Source organism: Paenibacillus durus ATCC 35681 (assembly GCF_000993825.1).
Lineage (GTDB): Bacteria > Bacillota > Bacilli > Paenibacillales > Paenibacillaceae > Paenibacillus_AQ > Paenibacillus_AQ durus_B.
Genome location: NZ_CP011114.1, coordinates 1,045,609 through 1,064,028 on the forward strand (window position 1 = coordinate 1,045,609; position 18,420 = coordinate 1,064,028).

At 55.3% G+C, this 18,420-nt stretch carries 14 protein-coding genes; 13 read left to right on the forward strand and 1 reads right to left on the reverse strand.

The genetic code is table 11. The features are described from left to right. Positions 1–73: 73 nt before the first annotated feature. The 11 genes from VK70_RS04680 (at position 74) to VK70_RS04730 (ending at position 13,966) form a co-directional block, all read left to right on the forward strand. Entirely contained in the window at positions 74–856 is a 783-nt protein-coding gene (locus VK70_RS04680) for an SDR family NAD(P)-dependent oxidoreductase (protein WP_025697997.1), read from the forward strand. A gap of 715 nt (positions 857–1,571) precedes the next feature. After that, positions 1,572–4,202: an alanine--tRNA ligase gene (gene alaS, locus VK70_RS04685; protein WP_046722921.1), complete on the forward strand. Its 2,631-nt coding sequence runs from the start codon at positions 1,572–1,574 to the stop codon at positions 4,200–4,202. 451 nt (positions 4,203–4,653) lie between these two features. After that, positions 4,654–4,929, forward strand: a complete 276-nt coding sequence (locus VK70_RS04690; protein ID WP_025688687.1) for an IreB family regulatory phosphoprotein — start codon at positions 4,654–4,656, stop codon at positions 4,927–4,929. Then, positions 4,926–5,342 (forward strand): Holliday junction resolvase RuvX, encoded by a 417-nt coding sequence (ruvX, locus tag VK70_RS04695; RefSeq protein WP_025700699.1) that lies wholly within the window; start codon positions 4,926–4,928, stop codon positions 5,340–5,342. Before VK70_RS04690 ends, ruvX begins: the two co-directional genes overlap by 4 nt. Before the next feature lie 13 nt (positions 5,343–5,355). Further along, on the forward strand, positions 5,356–5,664 hold the full coding sequence (locus VK70_RS04700; RefSeq protein ID WP_025700697.1) for a DUF1292 domain-containing protein: 309 nt from the start codon (positions 5,356–5,358) through the stop codon (positions 5,662–5,664). Further along, the gene (locus VK70_RS04705; protein WP_025700695.1) at positions 5,657–5,962 is read left to right on the forward strand and encodes a DUF1292 domain-containing protein; all 306 of its coding nucleotides are present in this window, start codon (positions 5,657–5,659) and stop codon (positions 5,960–5,962) included. The genes VK70_RS04700 and VK70_RS04705 overlap by 8 nt, the downstream gene beginning before the upstream one ends. Before the next feature lie 169 nt (positions 5,963–6,131). Next, positions 6,132–7,181, forward strand: coding sequence for an endolytic transglycosylase MltG (gene mltG / locus VK70_RS04710; protein WP_025700693.1), 1,050 nt, complete (start codon positions 6,132–6,134; stop codon positions 7,179–7,181). A 106-nt stretch (positions 7,182–7,287) separates the two neighbouring features. Further along, the gene (locus tag VK70_RS04715) at positions 7,288–8,220 is read left to right on the forward strand and encodes a peptidase U32 family protein (protein WP_046722923.1); all 933 of its coding nucleotides are present in this window, start codon (positions 7,288–7,290) and stop codon (positions 8,218–8,220) included. 45 nt (positions 8,221–8,265) lie between these two features. After that, on the forward strand, positions 8,266–9,591 hold the full coding sequence (locus tag VK70_RS04720; RefSeq protein WP_025694945.1) for a peptidase U32 family protein: 1,326 nt from the start codon (positions 8,266–8,268) through the stop codon (positions 9,589–9,591). 198 nt (positions 9,592–9,789) lie between these two features. Then, positions 9,790–12,000 (forward strand): methyl-accepting chemotaxis protein, encoded by a 2,211-nt coding sequence (locus VK70_RS04725; RefSeq protein ID WP_025694944.1) that lies wholly within the window; start codon positions 9,790–9,792, stop codon positions 11,998–12,000. A 124-nt stretch (positions 12,001–12,124) separates the two neighbouring features. Further along, the gene (locus VK70_RS04730) at positions 12,125–13,966 is read left to right on the forward strand and encodes a peptidoglycan D,D-transpeptidase FtsI family protein (RefSeq protein WP_052755979.1); all 1,842 of its coding nucleotides are present in this window, start codon (positions 12,125–12,127) and stop codon (positions 13,964–13,966) included. Here the strand turns inward: VK70_RS04730 and VK70_RS04735 are convergent. Then, on the reverse strand, positions 13,932–15,125 hold the full coding sequence (locus tag VK70_RS04735) for an AI-2E family transporter (protein ID WP_025696469.1): 1,194 nt from the start codon (positions 15,123–15,125) through the stop codon (positions 13,932–13,934). The two genes, VK70_RS04730 and VK70_RS04735, sit on opposite strands and share 35 nt — an antisense overlap. Before the next feature lie 237 nt (positions 15,126–15,362). Between VK70_RS04735 and VK70_RS04740 the strand changes: the two genes are divergently transcribed. Together VK70_RS04740 and VK70_RS04745 are read left to right on the forward strand one after the other, a co-directional pair. Then, positions 15,363–16,745 (forward strand): polysaccharide deacetylase family protein, encoded by a 1,383-nt coding sequence (locus VK70_RS04740; RefSeq protein ID WP_025696467.1) that lies wholly within the window; start codon positions 15,363–15,365, stop codon positions 16,743–16,745. Positions 16,746–17,009: 264 nt separating this feature from the next. Continuing rightward, positions 17,010–18,353 carry a GH1 family beta-glucosidase gene (locus VK70_RS04745; RefSeq protein ID WP_025696465.1) on the forward strand — a complete coding sequence of 448 codons (1,344 nt, stop codon included), beginning with the start codon at positions 17,010–17,012 and terminating at the stop codon, positions 18,351–18,353. Positions 18,354–18,420: the final 67 nt, after the last annotated feature.

Here is an 18,420-nt window from a genome sequence, read left to right on the forward strand (position 1 = left end):
GCGCCAGTATGTATAATGTCCTTATGAGAATTTTTAACAGGCGGTATCGTCCGCCGCATAAGGGGGAGTTAGCATGGACCTGAGTTTAAAGGGGAAAAAAGCAATAGTGACCGGCGGCAGCAAGGGAATCGGCCTGGCTACGGCGATCGTTCTGGCCGGTGAAGGTGCGGATGTGGCGATCATCGCCCGAACGCTGGAGGCGCTTCAGGCAGCCGCACGCCATATATATGAAGCAACTGGAAAGGAACCGCTGGTCATTCAGGCAGATATCTCGTCGGAGGAGGGCGCCCGGCGGGCGGTTGAGACGGCCGGAGCGCATTTTGGAGGCGTCGACATCCTGATCAATAATGCCGGAACCTCAGCGGCCAAGCCGTTCGAGGAAGTGGACGCCGATTCCTGGGACGCCGACCTTGACCTGAAGCTGCTGGGCGCGGTGCACTGCGCGCGGGCGGCGATACCGTATATGCGGAAGGCTGGAGGCGGAGCTATCGTCAATGTCACCGCCGTTAAAGGCAAGGCTCCATCCGCCGCTTCTCTGCCAACGTCGGTCAGCCGCGCCGCCGGCCTCGCGTTGACCAAAGCGATGAGCAAGGATTTGGCCGGGGCGGGCATTCGCGTCAACGCGGTATGTATCGGCCTCATCCGAAGCGACCAAATCGAGCGGAAATGGAAGCAGGCCGCTCCTAACTTAAGCTGGGAGGAATTCTCGGCCGACCCGCGCCACGGCATTCCTCTTGGGAGAATCGGCGATGCGGAAGAGGCGGCTAAGGTGATCGCGTTCCTGGTATCTGATGCGGCGTCATATGTTACCGGAACGTCCGTCAATATCGACGGAGGCTCTTCAGCGGTGCTGTAAGCTGGATCGGATGAAGCCAAGAAGGAACTATGCTAGCCGCAGATAGAATGAAGAAGAGCGGCTGAGACAGCTGATTAATGCCGATTAATATAGCATATCTTTATAAGATGAACTTGAAAAAACAACATCAGGGGAAGAAGGAGCGAAGGGGAAGTTTGGAACTGTAGGAGCGATAGCGATCGCCTTTGTCTCCGGATTTCAATCCGCGAAGAGCGGTATAAATCAAGAAATCTGGAGATGGGCAGCGGCCGGAAGTCCAAACATTCCTCGTAGTTACGACTAATATCTGATGGAAAATCTTAAGTTCATCTTATATAGTAAGGCAATTGACAGGAACGAAGGGCATGGATATACTTTACCTAATGTTAAAATGCGTTAACCTCATAGCTATGAATACAGTGATGAAATGAAGTACGCCGGAAACTAGGCTTCACCAGAGAACGGATTCCCTTGCGAGTGACGCAGGCGGCTGCGAGAATCCGGAAGACGGGCCGGCGGAAAGCTGATTTCGGAGTGCGGGTATAAGCCCGCCGGATGGCCCCGTTAACGGCCGTAACAAGGCGATCGCTCGGCTGCGGCGTGTCTGAAGCATCTTTACAAGATGCCAAGGACGCTAATGGGCGATAACCAGGGTGGTACCGCGATATCAATCGTCCCTGAATCATTCAGGGGCGTTTTTTTCGTTCTAATTTAAATTGACGGGAGCTGTATTTAGATGAAAGCAAGTGACATCCGTTCCAAATGGCTGGAATTTTTTGCAGGCAAAGGCCATAAAATCGAGCCAAGCGCCTCGCTCGTCCCTCACAACGACCCATCGCTCTTGTGGATCAACGCGGGCATGGCGCCGCTTAAAGCTTATTTCGACGGACGCGTGAAGCCGGAGAATCCGCGGCTCGCCAACTCGCAGAAATGTATCCGAACGAACGACATTGAGAACGTAGGCAAGACTCGCCGCCACCATACTTTTTTTGAAATGCTGGGCAACTTCTCCATCGGCGACTATTTCAAGGAAGAAGCGATTACTTGGGCCTGGGAATTCCTGACGGACAAGGAGTGGATCGGCTTCGACCCGGACCGCCTGGCGGTTACCGTCTATCCCGAAGATGAAGAAGCTTTCAAGTTCTGGAATGAAAAAATCGGGCTGCCCGCAGAACGCATCATCAAGCTGGAGGACAACTTTTGGGATATCGGTGAAGGGCCGTGCGGACCTTGTACGGAAATTTTCTATGATCGCGGCGAAGCCTACGGCAGCGACATGTCCGACCCGGAAATGTATCCGGGCGGCGAGAACGAACGCTATCTGGAAGTGTGGAACCTCGTCTTCTCACAGTTCAACCATAACAAGGACGGCAGCTACACGCCGCTTCCGAATAAGAACATCGATACCGGCGCGGGTCTGGAGCGTTTCGCTTCCATCCTTCAGGACGTGGATTCGAACTTCGACACCGACCTGTTCCAGCCGATCATTCAAGCGACGGCCAAGCTTGCAGGTGTAAACTACAAGGATAATCTGGAGCAGGATATTGCGCTGAAAGTCATCGCTGACCATATCCGTACCGTAACTTTCGCGGTAGGCGACGGCGTACTGCCTTCCAATGAAGGACGCGGCTATATTATCCGCCGTCTGCTGCGCCGTGCGGTGCGCTACGGCAAGACGCTGGGTCTGGACCGTCCGTTCATGTATGAGCTGACGAGCGTTGTGGGCGACATTATGGGCGTCTACTATCCGACTGTGGTGGAGAACCGCGAATATATTGCCAAAATCATCCGTACGGAAGAAGAACGCTTCCATGAAACGCTATCCGACGGCCTGGCGATCCTGGGCGAAATCAGCGACCGGGCGAAGGCGGACGGTGTTGACGTGATCAGCGGAGCAGATGCGTTCAAGCTGTATGACACCTATGGCTTCCCGTTCGACCTGACGGAAGACTACGCTGCCGAGCAGGGGCTGAAGGTCGACCGTGAAGGGTTCGACGCGGCGATGCAGGAGCAGCGCGACCGGGCAAGAGCGGCCCGTCACGACAGCGGCAGCATGAAGGTACAGGGCGGGGCGTTGTCCGAGCTGACGGTTAAAAGCCAGTTTGTTGGATATAATGACCTCGTAGCCGAAACGAAAATCGCTGCCATTCTGGTCGGCGACGAGCTGGTGGACACCGCAGGCGAAGGCGCGGAAGCGCAGGTTATTCTCGAGTCGACGCCGTTCTATGCCGAAAGCGGCGGTCAAGTAAGCGATCATGGCGTGCTGACGGGCAGCTCTGTTACCGCGAAGGTGAACGGACTGTTTAAAGCGCCGCGCGGCCAGCATGTTCATCTGGTGACGGTGGAATCCGGTGAGCTGAAAGTGGGCGATACGATCCGCGCAGAAGTGAACCGTTCGGAGCGCGAGGATGTCGTGAAGAACCACACGGCTACCCACCTGCTGCACAAAGCGCTGAAAGAAGTGCTTGGCAGCCACGTTAACCAGGCGGGTTCGCTTGTGGAGGGGCAGCGGCTTCGCTTCGACTTCTCGCATTTCGGCGCGATTACGCCGGAGGAGCTGACGGAAATCGAGCATAAGGTCAATGAGCAAATTTGGCGCGGACTAGACGTCGTGATCGAAAACAAACCGATCGACGAAGCCAAAGCGATGGGCGCGATGGCGCTCTTCGGCGAGAAATACGGCGACATCGTCCGCGTCGTGCAGGTCGGCGATTACAGCCTTGAGCTGTGCGGCGGCTGTCATGTGAGCAACACATCGCAGATCGGCATTTTCAAGCTGGTCAGCGAGAGCGGCATCGGCTCCGGCGTGCGCCGGATCGAAGCGGTGACCGGCCGTTACGCTTACCAATACACGGAGAGCCAGCTCGACGTGCTGAAGCAGGCGGCGGCGCTGCTGAAATCGTCGCTGCCGGACGTGCCGAAGCGCATCGAGGCGCTGAGCGGCCAAGTTCGCGAGCTTGCGCGCGAGAATGAATCGTTGCAATCGAAGCTCAGCGCAGCAGCCGCAGCCGAGCTGACGAGCAGCGTGAAGACAGTCGGCAGCGGCGTGCAGGTGCTGACGGCTTCCGTGCAGGCCGGCAGCATGGATGCGCTGCGGTCGATGACCGACGAGCTGAAGGTGAAGCTGCCGGAGGCGGTCATCGTGCTGGGCGCCGCCATGGATGACAAAGTGAACTTTGTCGTTGCGGTTCCGCAGGCGCTGGTGAAGCAGGGCTATCATGCCGGCAAGCTGGTGAAGGAAGTCGCAGCGGTATGCGGCGGCGGCGGGGGCGGCCGTCCGGATATGGCGCAGGCCGGCGGCAAGGACGCCTCGAAGCTGGCCGCAGCGCTGGCGAAGGCCGAAGAGCTGGTAGCTGCTCAGGGCTGATTAACCCGTTAAGCAGAACGGGCCCCCAGCGGTTTCAGCCTGCGAATCCGCCGCGAAGAGGAATATCTCTTCGCGAGCGTTTAGCCGGCAGCTGGCTGCCGCTTGCGTTCCGGCAGGCGGCAGCCCAAGGCTCCAGCCATGGGTCAAGGATAGGAGCTTGCCTGCATAGTGGCGCTTCTATCCTTGGCCTAATCGGCTGTGCAAGGGGTTACCCCTGGGACTTTGCGCCCTTAAGCGGACAGGCCCTGCGTTTTTTCGCGTCTTCTCTGCATACAATCCTTTATTTTTGCGTTATTCATGAGCATAAGCTCAAAAAAGCGCTATATTCCGGCAGGATTTTCTTGTTCGACCGTGAATATGTTATGATGGGGTGAGATACAAATATATAGTAATGCAGCAACTTTGCGAAGGCCCCGTCAAGCATTGACTGCGCAGAAGGAAGGTGTCACAAATGGACTCCATGGACAAAACGGTCAAATTCAATGTGAAGGGCGACGAGAAAGAGGCATCTCCCCGCGAGATCCTGCTTACCGTTCACAACGCCCTGGTGGAGAAGGATTATAATCCGATCAACCAGATTGTAGGCTACCTTCTTTCCGGTGATCCGGCTTACATCCCGCGCCACAACAATGCGAGAAGTTTGGTCCGGAGGAAAGAACGTGACGAGCTGATTGAGGAACTGGTCCGGTTCTACCTTGCCAATCAGCCGGCGGATAAGGTCAAATGAGGAAACTTGGTCTGGATTACGGGGATCGCCGGATCGGCGCAGCCGTAAGCGATGCTTTTGGCTGGACCGCTCAAGGACTGGAGACCATCGAGCGCCGCCGGGACGGAAGTGAGATGGAGCGAATCCGTCGCTTGATCGCGGAATACGAAGTATCCGAGATTGTAGTCGGCCTGCCCAAGAATATGAACGGCACAGTGGGCCCCCGCGGCGAGATTTGCATTGAATTTGCGAACCAGCTGCGGGAGACGCTGAGTTTGCCCGTACACCTTTGGGATGAACGCCTGACGACGGTATCTGCTGAGCGGGTGCTGATCGAGGGCGACGTCAGCCGCAAGAAGCGCAAAGGAATTGTGGATAAGATGGCCGCAGTTCTGATTTTGCAAAATTTTTTGGATGCTAACAGTAAAAGGTGAGGGGTGCGCACACATGGCAAACGAGCAGATCGGCATGGATGAGGAACCGGAGATTATTTATATTCCCGATGATGAAGGCAACGAAGAGGAATTCGAGGTTATCATGAAGTTCGAGGTTGACGGCTCCGATTCCAAGTATATGATGGTGGTGCCGCTTGATTCCGAGGACGAAGAAGCCGATGAGGTATACGCATTCCGCTACGAAGAAGACGGAGAAGATCTGCAGCTGTTCATGATTGAAGATGATGAAGAATGGGCGATTGTCGAGGAGACCTTCAACACTCTGGTTGACGAGCTTGATGGAGGAGCCGGGAATGACTGAGTTTTCTACCGACCAAGCGATATGGACCTCCCGGCTGAAAGACGCCTATGGAGAGACCGTGGAACTGGAAGACGAGAACGGTAAGGCTTCCGTGCATCAAATCATCGCCGAATTTGAAGTGCAGGGCCGCAGCTACGCGGTACTGGAAGATTCGGAGAAGGACGGGGAGCGGGAAATCCTGCGCATCGTTGTTTCCCCTGACGGTCCGCCAGAACTCGAGAGTATTGAAGACGACGACGAATGGGAAGATGTCTCGGAGCTGTATGACGAGCTGACCTTTCCAGGCGACGAAGTGTAAGCATATACGGCTAGCCGCTTCGGCCCTCGGGCCGGTTGAACGCAGCCACAAGCAGGGGAGGGCGGAGCATTCCGCGCTCTTTTTGCTTGAAAATAAGCGATTTTTAAAATATCTATTGAATTTAAATGAATACAATTTTATATTTATAGTCGGAAAGTGAGGAGAATGTTTGAAGTCCGTCATCCGCAATTTCTTGATTGTCCTGCTGCTGCTTATCGCTGTGGCGGGTGCAGGAATCTGGTATATATGGAACGGTATGAAACCGGTGAAACCGTCAGGGCCTGCTGTAAACATTACCATTGAAAAAGGCATGGGCAGCTCGGAAATTGCCGATCTTTTGGAGCAGAAAGGGATTATCCGCAGCGCTCTTCTGTTTAAAGGCTATTTGAAGTGGACGAACGAAGGGTCGCAGTTCAAGGCCGGAACTTACAGCGCCGCTCCCGGCGCAACATATGACAATCTGATTACCCGCTTGAACGCGGGAGATGTGGTGAAGAAGGAAACCGTCGTCTTTACCATTCCGGAAGGGTATACGGCGAAGCAGATTGCGGACAGGCTGGCTCAGGCTTGGGGGAAGGACGCCTCTATTTTTTTGTCGCTGATGGATACGGGGGCGGAGCTGAAGGAGACAGACGTCTTAGGCATCCCGCAGGAAAAGGATATTCGTCACCGGCTGGAGGGCTACATGTTCCCGGAGACGTATGAGGTGGTCAAAGACAGCACGCCGCAGCAAATTGTCGAGAAGATGATGGAGGAGCTGCAGAAGAGGCTGGACAGCATCCCCGATTGGCAGACCCGTCTTAACGATCGCGGACTAACCTTGCATGAACTGCTGACCGTCGCTTCCCTAGTGGAACGTGAAGTCGTTGTGGACAGCGAACGTCCGCTTGTGGCCGGAGTCATCTACAACAGGCTCAATAAAGGACAAAAGCTTGAGATAGACGCTACCGTCCAGTATTTGCTTGATCAGCCGAAGGAAAGACTGCTGTATAAGGATCTTGAAGTCGATAGCCCATATAATACGTACCGGAATACCGGCCTACCGCCTGGACCGATCTGCAGCCCGGGTCTAGCCTCCATTAAGGCGGCGCTGGAGCCGGAGGCTTCGGATTATTATTATTACGTCACGAAGAAGGACGGAAGCCATGCCCATTTATTCGCCAAGACGTACAAGGAACATTTAGCGAATATCAGAAAAAGTCAGGAAGCAGCGAAATAAGCTGTCCTTATCTGTTCTTATTTTGAGCAATGACGCGGTGATTCGTTATAATTGAGATGCCGTCCGGTGCCTGATTGTGCCGGATGCGCCCACAGGAGGATACATGATGAAGAGCAAACCGGAGCTGCTGGCGACGGCCGCTTCCCTTGCGGAAGCGGCCGCGCTGCTGGATGCCGGAGCCGACGCGCTGCTCATCGGTGACGACCGGTTCGGCATGCGGCTGGCCGGACATTTCAGTCTGGACGATACGGCGGCGGTAGCGGCAATGGCCCATGAACGCGGCGGCAAAATATATGCCGGGCTCGGAGGGCTGATGCCGAACCGGCTGCTGGATGAGCTTCCGGCCTATATCAAGGCCATTGCGGAGATCGGCGTCGATGCCGCCGAGTTCGGCGATCCGGCCGTACTGGCCACGGCCCGGCGCGAAGCGCCCGGCCTTAAGCTTCACTGGAACGCGGAGATGACGTCCACCAATTTCGCAACAGCCAATTATTGGGGACGCAAGGGCGCTTCCCGCGCAGTTCTGGCCCGGGAATTGAATATGGACGAGATCACGGAAATGGTGCCAAGCCTCGAAGTGGAGGCCCAGGTTCAAGTGCATGGGATGACTAATATTTATCACTCCAAGCGCAAGCTGGTGGAGAGTTATATGGCTCACCAGGGGCGGCCGGTAGATGGAGGAAGCAAGGGCAAAGAACGCGGCCTGTTCTTGGTCGAAGCGGAGCGTCCGGATGAGAAGTTCCCGATCTATGAAGATGTGAACGGCACCCATATTATGAGCTCGGATGATCTTTGCATTCTGGAAGACCTGCATGTACTGATGGAGGCGGGGGTTCACAGCTTCAAAATTGAAGGGCTGCTCAAGCCGACCGCCTATAACGTTGCGGCAGTCAAGGCTTACCGCCGGGCGATCGACGCATATGCCGCAGACCCTGCGGGTTACGAGTTTCAAGAGGAATGGCTGGATACTGTGCGGGCGCTGCAGGACCCGGAGCGGGAGCTGACTTTTGGCTTCTTTTATAAAGAGCAGGTATATTAATTTGGAATAAATTCTTTCTTATATGAAGAGGAGGGGAGAAGAGGTATGAACACTGTGGCCAAGCCGCAATACAAAGGCAAGCGTTACCGCTTGGACAAACCGGAGCTCCTGGCTCCGGCGGGCAATCTGGAAAAATTGAAATTCGCCGTGCATTATGGCGCGGATGCGGTATATATCGGCGGGCAGAAATATGGCCTGCGCTCGAATGCGGACAATTTCAGCTTTGAGGAAATGCGCGAAGGCGTGGAATTCGCCAAGAAATACGGCGCTAAAGTATTTGTGGCGACCAATATTTACGCCCATAATGAAGATATCGCCGGGATCGAGGAGTACCTCCGCAATCTGTACGAGGTCGGCATCGCTGCAATCATTGTGGCGGACCCTGCGATTGTGGATATCGCCCTGCGGACCGTCCCGGGTCTTGAGGTGCACCTCAGCACCCAGCAGTCAACGCTGAACTGGCAGGCCGTAGCCTTCTGGAAGGAGGAGGGGCTGCCGCGCGTCGTCCTGGGCCGCGAAACGAGTCTTCAGGAGATCGCCGAGATCAAGGAGCATGTCGATATCGAGATCGAGGCTTTTATCCATGGAGCGATGTGCTCGTCGTATTCCGGCCGCTGTGTGCTGTCCAACCACTTTACGGACCGTGACTCGAACCGCGGGGGATGCTGCCAGTCATGCCGTTGGAAGTATGATTTGTTCGAGGATGCCCGTCCAGGGGAAGTCTGGGTCTCCGAGGAGCAAAGCGCCGGACAGTCTCCGCAGCGTCTGCAGCCTGGCGTTACGCAGCTGCCGCTGCATCAGCCGGAGGATAATCCGTTCTCCATGGGCGCCAAGGATCTCTGTATGCTGGAGAGTATTCCCGACTTGATCGAGGCCGGCATAGACAGCTTTAAAATCGAGGGACGGATGAAGTCGATCCACTATGTTGCTACTGTGGTTAATGCTTACCGCAAGGCAATTGACGCCTACATGGCCGATCCCGAGCATTACGAGCTGAAGCAGGAATGGCTGGACGAACTGAACAAAGCGGCCAACCGTCCGCTGAACACGGGCTTTTTCTACGACACGCCGGATCATGAGGATCATATTTACGAGCCGGAAGAAAAAGCCGCGCCGTATGATTTTGCCGGCCTCGTGCTGGATTATGATGCGGAGACGGGTATGGCGCTCATTCAGCAGCGCAATCACTTCAAACCCGGCCAAGAGGTGGAGTTCTTCGGACCGGACCGCCTTCCGTTCAAGCAGATCGTGGGCGAGCTTCAGGATGAACAGGGCGTTCCGCTCGATGCGGCCCGCCATCCCTTGCAGCATATTCGGATGAAGGTTGACCAGCCGGTAGCTTATTTTGATATGATGCGGAAAAAGAAGTAAGCTTTGGCCGCGTTGATACGGGTGAATCGGGCGTGTTCCTGGGATCAGGAGCATGGCCCGTTTTTTTTGCCGCAATATAGGTATTAGGACTAAAGACATAAAAAAATTGGAACAGGTATAAGATATTTCCGGCAGTCTGCCGATATAAAAGATATCGCTTACATAACGTTTTGCAAATTCATCAGGCAGGTGATCTGAATGGCAGCTCCTAATCGGGAGAGAAAGAGAAATGGGCGTAAAGAACGGTTAAAATTAGGTCAGACGGGCAGCAGCGAATCCGTACGGCACCGGACGGAGTTAGCGAAGACAGACTTGAAAGAATGGCTGCAGAGAACCTTGCGGCAATTAAAAAAAGTAAATCCCGCCAAATCGGTCGGGGTAAAGCTGTTTCTGATTTTTTTATCGTCCATCGTCGTCGTGGTGCTGGGTCTGGGACTGATGTCTTATACCAAGGCCAGAGAGACCATTAAGGATAACGTATCCGAAGCCAACCGCCAGACGATTATTCAAAATGCCGAGAAGCTTGATATTATTTTGAACCAGTATGAGACGCTCGCGTTGCAGGTGTTCTTCGATCCGCAAATTCAGGAGCGGCTTACCACTATTGAAAACGCTTCATCTAATTATGAGCAGTTTGTGGCCAATGATGATATCGGCAAAAAGCTAAGCAACCAGACGACCTCGGACTCCAATATTGTAAGCTTTTCCCTGATTCCGGAGAATGAAAAACTGCAGATTATCTCAAGCGGAAATCGCGATCTGGTGAAGAACGACATACGGGCAGCGGACTGGTATAAGAAAGCGGTTGCCAATACCGACAGCTATCAACCGTGGTTTGCCAAAGAATCTGCTAGCCAGCAGTTTTACTGGTTCCCGATGAGTGTCGGCGTGAAGGGCAGCACCAATGTCGCTGTCGTCCGAAGAATCAAGGATATGAACGGCCAGGCGGGTTACGTTATTCTGATCGAGCTTAAAAAGGATTTGTTTGAAGACGCTTTCCAAAGCGTCAAGCTGGGAGAAGGCTCGCATGTTCAGCTTGTTTCTCCGGAGGGGACCGTTATTGCTTCCTCGGTCAAAGAGGAGGACGGAAAAGCGTCGCAGTACGCTTTTATCAAGGACAGCAAAGCCAATAACAACAGCATAGAGGCCAGAGACGCTTCCAGTAATGATCTGTTAGCCGTCTTCAGCCCGCTTGCGAAGGCCGACTGGAAGCTTGCAGGCATCATTCCGACCAACGAGCTTATACAGGACGCGAAGCCGATTCTCTTCACTACTTACCTCGCTGCCGGTGCGGCCGCTCTGCTGGCGCTGCTGCTTGGCGTGTGGATGGTACGCATGATTGCCCGCCCGCTCGCGCGGCTTAAGGATCTAATGGGCGTAGGCGCCAAGGGAGACTTGACGGTGCGGACACCCTATACTTCCTCGGATGAGATCGGCCAGTTGTCGGTTTCTTTTAATCTGATGATGGAACGCATTACGGAGTTGGTCTCCCAGACAACGGAAACGGCCCGTGAGGTGCTGGAGACGGCAGGCGAGCTGGGGGAAGCCTCACGCAAGACGGCGGATTCGGCCAAGGATATTGCGGTCGCTACCGAAGAAATCGCGGAAGGCGCCGGCAGCTTGGCTATAGAAGCCGAAAAAGGCAATGATCTCACCGCCGTATTGTCGCGCCAGATGGAGCACGTCATCCTAGCGAACAATGAAATGGATAAAGCGGCCCGGATCGTGGGCGAGTCGAGCGGCAGGGGCGCAGAGCAGCTTGAAGAGCTGATGAAGCAGACCGGCCGCACCGGCGAAATGACCAAAGCGCTCGTAGGGAAAGTGGACAATCTGAAGGAAACCGCCTTGTCCGTGTTGAAGGTGCTCGACGTGATGAAAAATATTACGCAGCAGACGAATATTTTATCGCTCAACGCAACGATTGAAGCGGCGCGGGCGGGAGAGGCCGGACGGGGCTTCATGGTGGTAGCTGACGAGATTCGCGGACTGGCGGATCAGACTCGGGAATCCATCGCTTTGGTAGCGGGCATCACCGACAAAATCATGAACGAAATGAATGAGACGGTGAACGTGCTTTCCGAGGTGACGCCGCTATTCGCCGAGCAGATGAGCTCCGTGAAGAGCACTGGGGAAATCTTTGTATCGGTTCGCGGGCAGATGGACAGCTTTGTGTCCAGTCTGCAATCGGTTACAGAGTCGATCGACAGCCTGAAGGATGCGCAGATTGAGCTGTCGGAGGCGATGGGCAATGTCAGCGCCGTAGCGGAGGAATCGTCTGCGACTTCGGAAGAGGTGGCTTCGCTCAGCAGCGAGCAGCAGAACGTGAGCGATCAGCTCGTAACACTGTCGGCCAACCTGGAAAGCGTTTCCGGAAATCTGAAGGACAAGCTGGCGCTGTTCAAGATATAAATAGTCGATCAGGAGGAGCCTTTCGCCGCCGCGAAGGGCTCTTTTGCGTATATCATCCGCAAATTAAGCATCTTATTTCGCATACTGGGCATAATAGGGAAAATTTCGGTCCGGAGGCAGAAGGATGCAGAAAAAACGTCATCAGCGTAACAAACGAATGATTGCCGCCATCTATTTTCTAGCCGCCGCTTTTACTCTGCTTGCGCTGCGCCTCGCCTGGCTGCAGTTCGTTATGAGCGGGCGTCAGGTTCCGGGAGGGCAGTACCCGCTTGCCAAAATGTCGCAGATTCAGAGCGAACGGGAGATTGTGCTTGATACCGGGCGGGGGCGTCTGTATGACCGCCATGGTCTGCCGCTGGCCGGAGAAACGGTCTGGACGGTGGCTTTTTTTCCGCAGGAGGGCGGAAAGCCTCGGGCGGACGGAGGCGGGGACACCGCTTCCCTTCGCCGGCTGGCGGCGGTCCTCGGCGTACCTTATGAACAGCTTAAGGCAAAAAGAGAGAAGCTGGCACAGCCTTTCCTATGGCCCGTAAAGTCCGACGGGGGGCCGCTTGCGCTTTCGCAGCAGCAGGCGGACGAAATCAGCAGGCTTGGCGTTGACGGCGTGCGGGTTATGCCGTTTGCCCGCAGGCCGGGCGGCAGCCTTACGGGGCGGCAGTGGCTCGGCCATTTGTCCGAAGCTGTACCGAAGAAACCGGAAGGAGAGGAAGGAGTCAAGGGAGCATTCGTTCAAAAGAGTAACCCTTCGGATCTCCGGGTACCGCTGGAAGGAACGACTGGACTTGAGAAGACGCTGGAGCCCCTGCTGCACGGGATCGGACATACCGAGGTATATGCTAGAGTCGATGCGCAGGGGAAGCGTCTTCCAGGCACCGGACTGACGGTGCGGACGCCGTCCAATCCTTATTATCCGCTGTCGATCCGCACGACCATCGACCGCCGTCTTCAGGAAGGCATCGAGAAGCTGGCACAGGGGGACGGGGTGAAGGAAGGCGCGGTCGTCGTGCTGGACGCGGAATCCGCCGATGTAACGGCGATGGTGTCGCTGCCGTTCTACGACCCGGAGGACATTTCTCCGCAGGGCGGAGAATGGAATAACCGGGCGCTTCAGGCTGTGGCCCCCGGTTCGATCTTCAAAATCGTCACCGCCGCTGCCGCGCTGGAGGCCGGCGTGACTTCGCCAGGCGAAGTGTTCCACTGCCACGGAGCCTACGGCAGATACGGACTGTCCTGCCATAAGGAGGACGGGCATGGCGCGCTGACGCTGGAACAGGGCTTCGCCTTGTCCTGCAACACGGTGTTCGCCTCGCTTGCGGAGAGGCTGACCGCCGGTCAGCTTCAGGCGGCGGCGCTCTCGCTGGGGATGGGCAGGGACATCGGCTGGCGGCAGGAGCAGATTCTCGGCCTGCCGCTATTGCAGCCGCTCCAAGGCGAACAGCGCGGAACCGTCTTTCGGACGCTGCTCCCGGGCGACGGGGGAGCCCGGGTGCAGACGGCCATCGGCCAGCGCGACGCCAGAGTGACGCCGCTGCAGGCTGCGAACCTGATCGTCACGCTGCTGCACGGCGGCGAGGTTCGCGCGCCGCGCATTCTGCGTGAGGTCGATTTCGCCAATGGGCAGAAGCTGATGGACCTGCCCCCGCATCTGGCGCCCGCCGCCGAGGGGCGCATCTCGGAGCGCACCGCGAAGCTGCTGCGGTCCTGGATGCGCCGGGTAGTGACGGAAGGCACCGGCCAGTCCCTGCGCGGCGCACGCTGGGCGCTTGCGGGCAAGTCCGGCACGGCGCAGACTATGGTCAAGGGCGCTTTGCGCAACCATCAATGGTTCATCGGCTTCGGTCCGGCCGAGCTGCCCAAATATGCGGTTGCCGTGCTGGTCAAGAACGCGGCTCCTGATAGCCCGCACACCGCGACCCGATTGTTCGGCGAGGTCATGAACCTTCTGGCCGAGTCCCCTCATGCTTGATGCCTGCATCGCCTTCTGTGGCAGAACCGTCTCTCGCAGCCTCGTTCCCGTCGTTATAAGCGAACGGAGACACGATGAATTCCTCCTGCGGGAGGGAAATCCACTGCTGAAGATAGCCCTGCTGCAGCAGCTCTTTGATCAGAATCAGCAGGATCGGCGACAGAATCAGTCCCGCCATGCCGAAGGCCGACGTCGACAGGATGACAAAGGACAGCATGAGGAACGCCGAGGAGACGCCGATGGAGTTGCCGGTAATTTTCGGCTCAAGCAGCTGGCGGACGATCAGGACGACGGCCAGCAGGATGATCAGCCCGACCGCAAGCGGAGTGTTGCCGATGATGAAGAGATAGATGATCCAGGGGATTAGAATCGTCGACACGCCCAGCAGCGGCAGCACGTCGAACACCGCGCAGACGAGTGCCATCGTCAGTTCATTTCCGGACCTCAGGATGAACAGGCCAGCCAGCACAATGACGAATGTAATCGAAATCAGGATCAGCTGTGCTTTCAAATAGGAGCCGATGGCTTTAAAGACGTTGCCCTGCAGGAAACGGTAGGCCGTCTTGAACGTCTTCGGCATTTTGTCATGCGCGATTCGCCGCCAATCCTTGATCTCCATGCTGAGAAAAAATGCGAGAATAATGGCGACCCCGAAATTGGCCATAAATGACGAGAACGTGCCGAGAACGCCGATCATATATCTGAAGAAGATAATAAGCCAGCTTGACAGAAGATCGGTGGCGCTTTTGAAATAACCGTTCAGCTTCTCGGTCATATTGGGCGGGAGATTCTCGATTTTCTGCTGAAGCCAAGTGGTAAGCTCCATAAAATGCTGCTGCACTACATATGTATAATGGGGGAGGGTATCCTGAAACTGCAGCGCCTGCGATGCGATCAGCAGCCCCGCGCCGAACAGCGTCCCAAGCAGCAGGATCAGGAACAGCAGCACGGAGACCGCGGAGGCGAACGACTTGGGCAGCCCCTTGCGGTTCAAGAAACGCGCCAGCGGCTCAATGAGCAAGAACACGAAGAAGGAGAGGAACACGGGAGCGGCCAGCTGGTACAGCTTGCTGAAGGCGAGCATGACCAGGTAGACGGTTAGAACGAGCAGCCCGATATCGAAAAAGGTACGCCAGTATTTTTTATAGAGAGGCAGCATGGATTAACGACTCCTTTACAGTTTGAATTCATTCTTTCACCAGCCTGTATTCCATTGTACACGATTTTACCAAAAAACCGTCTTTTTCTTTGACAGCTGTGGTAATATAGGGGGTGATGTTTTGATTTCACGTCCGCACATAGGCGGAAGATACTCACTTTGGCCGCATTCCGCCTGGCAGCTGGCAGACGTAAGAGCGGCTCTAAAGTCTACTCTGGAGAAAAGCGGGGAAGAAAAATGCAGACTTTGCTGCTCTGGTTGTTCTACATCTCAACATTTTATGCTTTTGTTCCCGGCATTATCAGCCGGATCTTCGGTTACCGCGTCTTCCGAAGAGGGATCGGGGTACAGGAGTTTGCCCTCACATTCGATGATGGGCCTGATCCGAAGTATACGCCAATGCTGCTTGATCTGCTCAGCAAGTACAATGCCAAGGCTACGTTCTTTGTAATCGGTTCTCATGCGGAGCAGCACCCCGAGCTGATTCGGCGCATGCATGCCGAAGGCCATCTCGTCGGTATTCATAACTACGTGCACAAGAGCAACTGGCTGATGCGTCCCAGCACGGTCCGTAAGCAAATTCAGCGCACCAACGATATTATTTACGGAATTACCGGCGAGCGCAGCACGTACTACCGTCCGCCATGGGGTATCGTCAATTTGTTCGACTTCTCGAAGCGCCATCATGTCAAAATTGTACTGTGGTCTGCGATGTTCGGCGATTGGCGTAAGAATCTTGGAGTGGAGCGGCTGACGGAAAAAATGCTGGCCCGCCTGGGTCCCGGTGAAGTCATGCTGCTGCATGACTGCGGCTTGACGCTGGGGGCCGATCCCGAGGCGCCGGAGCAAATGTTGTCTGCACTCGAACGCACTCTGGAAGAAGCCAAGAATCAGGGTCTGCGCAGCATCCGGATCGACGATATGATTAAGGCTGCGGAGAAATCGCCGATCTCCCGGATGTCTTTTGGCAAGCGGCTGCTCGTCGGGATATGGCTAACTTGGGAGCGGTGCTTCCGGCTCATGCTCCGCCTGCGGACCGTAACGCCAAATCTGCCGTTTCTGCATTACCGTCTCCGCGAATACCAGGGCCAGACGATTTCGCTGGACCGCGGGATGACGCTGAGCAAGGGCGACAGCATCATTGAGATTCATGTCGATAACCGGCAACTCTTCGAGCTCGGCATACAGTCCCGTTCCGCAGCCCAACTTGCGATCCGGATGATCCGGCGGATGGATAAGGATCTGCCGGTTCTCGCCGAGATTATCGCCGGTGACGAATCGCTCGCGGAAGCGAAGGCATTGTATGGTGTCACCATGATTAACCGGGGGCCGGAGAAATTCGGTTTTACCGTCAAAGATCTGCCTGAGGGACTGTTTACCAGCCTTACAAAGTTCTATCTCAGCATCCTTCTCAGCGTCATTCACCCGGCTGGCGGAGCCCGGCTGAAAGAACGCAGCGAGGCGCTCGTCCCTAAGATGATCCTGATGCCAGTGTCGCAGCTGCTTGATCATTATGGAAAAAAGTGTACCGGAACGAAGCTGCGCAAGCCGCAGGAGACCGTTACGGTACTTGAGGATGGTATGGCGGCGGAGGAATTTCCTGGCGCTCATGCCCACTAATTCTTCTGACGACTGAGCAGGCTCTTTTTCTTGCAGACGTTGATCCGGTTCGCTGCGGCGGTACCTGGTGCGTCTTGCCGGAAGAAGGGCCTTCTTTTATCCCGAACCAAGCTGCGTCCGCCGTCATTTTATTGCTTTGTACGGCTGATTTATGGACATCTTTCAAAAAACCAATAAATAGCATTCTCATTGAGTCTCCAAAAATGTAATATAGAAGTGTCGGCGTATTATTTGTCAGCCTAATTCCAATAGGAGGTCATACCAATGAGAACCGTACAGTTTCCACAAGATTTTGTCTGGGGTGCGGCAACCGCTGCATATCAAATTGAAGGGGCTTACAATGAAGATGGCAGAGGGATGTCGATTTGGGATACGTTTTCCCGCATTCCGGGCAAGGTAGACAGCATGGACAATGGGGATGTCGCCTGCGACAGCTATCATCGTTATCTTGAGGATATCGCCCTGATGAAGGAACTCGGAATCACATCTTACCGGTTCTCCGTCGCATGGCCGCGTATTTTTCCGGCAGGCACGGGAGAGCTTAACGCCAAAGGACTTGAATTCTATAATACTTTCGTTGACGCTCTGCTTGAGAATGGAATCGAACCTGTGTGCACGCTGTATCATTGGGATCTGCCGCAATCTCTCCAGGATTCGGGAGGATGGGAGAACAGGGATACGGTGGATGCATTTGCCGCCTATGCCGATACGCTGTTCCGCAGCCTGGGTGGCAAAATCAAGAAATGGCTGACGATTAACGAGCCTTGGTGTGTGTCGTTTCTTTCCAACTACCAGGGAACCCACGCACCAGGCAATACGGATTTGCAGACCGCCGTTACCGTCGCCCATCATCTGCTGCTTGCCCACGGCAGCGCGGTACGGAAATTTCGTGAATCGGGCCTAACGGGAGAGATCGGCTATGCGCCCAATGTGACCTGGATGGAGCCTTACAGCAGCCGAAAGAAGGATGTCGAAGCCTGCAAACGGGAGAACGGCTTGTATGTGGAGTGGTTCATGGACCCGGTGTTTAAGGGCGAGTACCCGTCTTTTCTGGTAAAATGGTTCCGTGAGAAGGGGGCGGAGGTGCCGATTCAAAAAGGGGATATGGAGCTTATTCACGAGAAGATCGATATCCTGGGCATCAACTATTATTCCGGATCATTGGCAAGGTACGATGAAAGCGCTGGCCTTACGGCGTGCGAGCCGGTGGAGATGGGCTATGACCGAACGGATATCGGCTGGCCGATTTATCCGGAAGGCTTTTACAAAGTGCTAAGCTATATTCAGAGCCGGTACGGCGACATTCCAATCTATATTACCGAGAATGGGGCCTGCTACAACGACGAGCCGGACAACGGAATCGTAGCGGACACGAAGCGGGTCAATTATCTGCACAAGCATTTGCTCCAGCTTCACCGCTGCATCTCGAATGGCATTCCGGTCAAAGGATATTTTGCCTGGTCGCTGCTTGACAATTTCGAATGGGCCTATGGGTACAGCATGCGGTTCGGTCTCGTTCATACGGATTATGCTACGCTTGCCCGTACGCCGAAAGACAGCTTTTATTGGTACCAGGATATAATCGCAACCGGCGAGGTTGAGAGCTGATCACGTAAATCTGCGAAAAAAAGCCCGGAAGGCATCGTCAGTCGACGAATCACCCTCCGGGCTTATT

What these genes read in the sequence shown, in the direction of transcription:
- VK70_RS04680 (WP_025697997.1), top strand. Translation starts at nt 74, where the DNA reads ATGGACCTGAGTTTAAAGGGGAAAAAAGCAATAGTGACCGGCGGCAGC.
- alaS (WP_046722921.1), top strand. Translation starts at nt 1,572, where the DNA reads ATGAAAGCAAGTGACATCCGTTCCAAATGGCTGGAATTTTTTGCAGGC.
- VK70_RS04690 (WP_025688687.1), top strand. Translation starts at nt 4,654, where the DNA reads ATGGACTCCATGGACAAAACGGTCAAATTCAATGTGAAGGGCGACGAG.
- ruvX (WP_025700699.1), top strand. Translation starts at nt 4,926, where the DNA reads ATGAGGAAACTTGGTCTGGATTACGGGGATCGCCGGATCGGCGCAGCC.
- VK70_RS04700 (WP_025700697.1), top strand. Translation starts at nt 5,356, where the DNA reads ATGGCAAACGAGCAGATCGGCATGGATGAGGAACCGGAGATTATTTAT.
- VK70_RS04705 (WP_025700695.1), top strand. Translation starts at nt 5,657, where the DNA reads ATGACTGAGTTTTCTACCGACCAAGCGATATGGACCTCCCGGCTGAAA.
- VK70_RS04715 (WP_046722923.1), top strand. Translation starts at nt 7,288, where the DNA reads ATGAAGAGCAAACCGGAGCTGCTGGCGACGGCCGCTTCCCTTGCGGAA.
- VK70_RS04720 (WP_025694945.1), top strand. Translation starts at nt 8,266, where the DNA reads ATGAACACTGTGGCCAAGCCGCAATACAAAGGCAAGCGTTACCGCTTG.
- VK70_RS04725 (WP_025694944.1), top strand. Translation starts at nt 9,790, where the DNA reads ATGGCAGCTCCTAATCGGGAGAGAAAGAGAAATGGGCGTAAAGAACGG.
- VK70_RS04730 (WP_052755979.1), top strand. Translation starts at nt 12,125, where the DNA reads ATGCAGAAAAAACGTCATCAGCGTAACAAACGAATGATTGCCGCCATC.
- VK70_RS04735 (WP_025696469.1), bottom strand. Translation starts at nt 15,125, where the DNA reads ATGCTGCCTCTCTATAAAAAATACTGGCGTACCTTTTTCGATATCGGG.
- VK70_RS04740 (WP_025696467.1), top strand. Translation starts at nt 15,363, where the DNA reads ATGCAGACTTTGCTGCTCTGGTTGTTCTACATCTCAACATTTTATGCT.
- VK70_RS04745 (WP_025696465.1), top strand. Translation starts at nt 17,010, where the DNA reads ATGAGAACCGTACAGTTTCCACAAGATTTTGTCTGGGGTGCGGCAACC.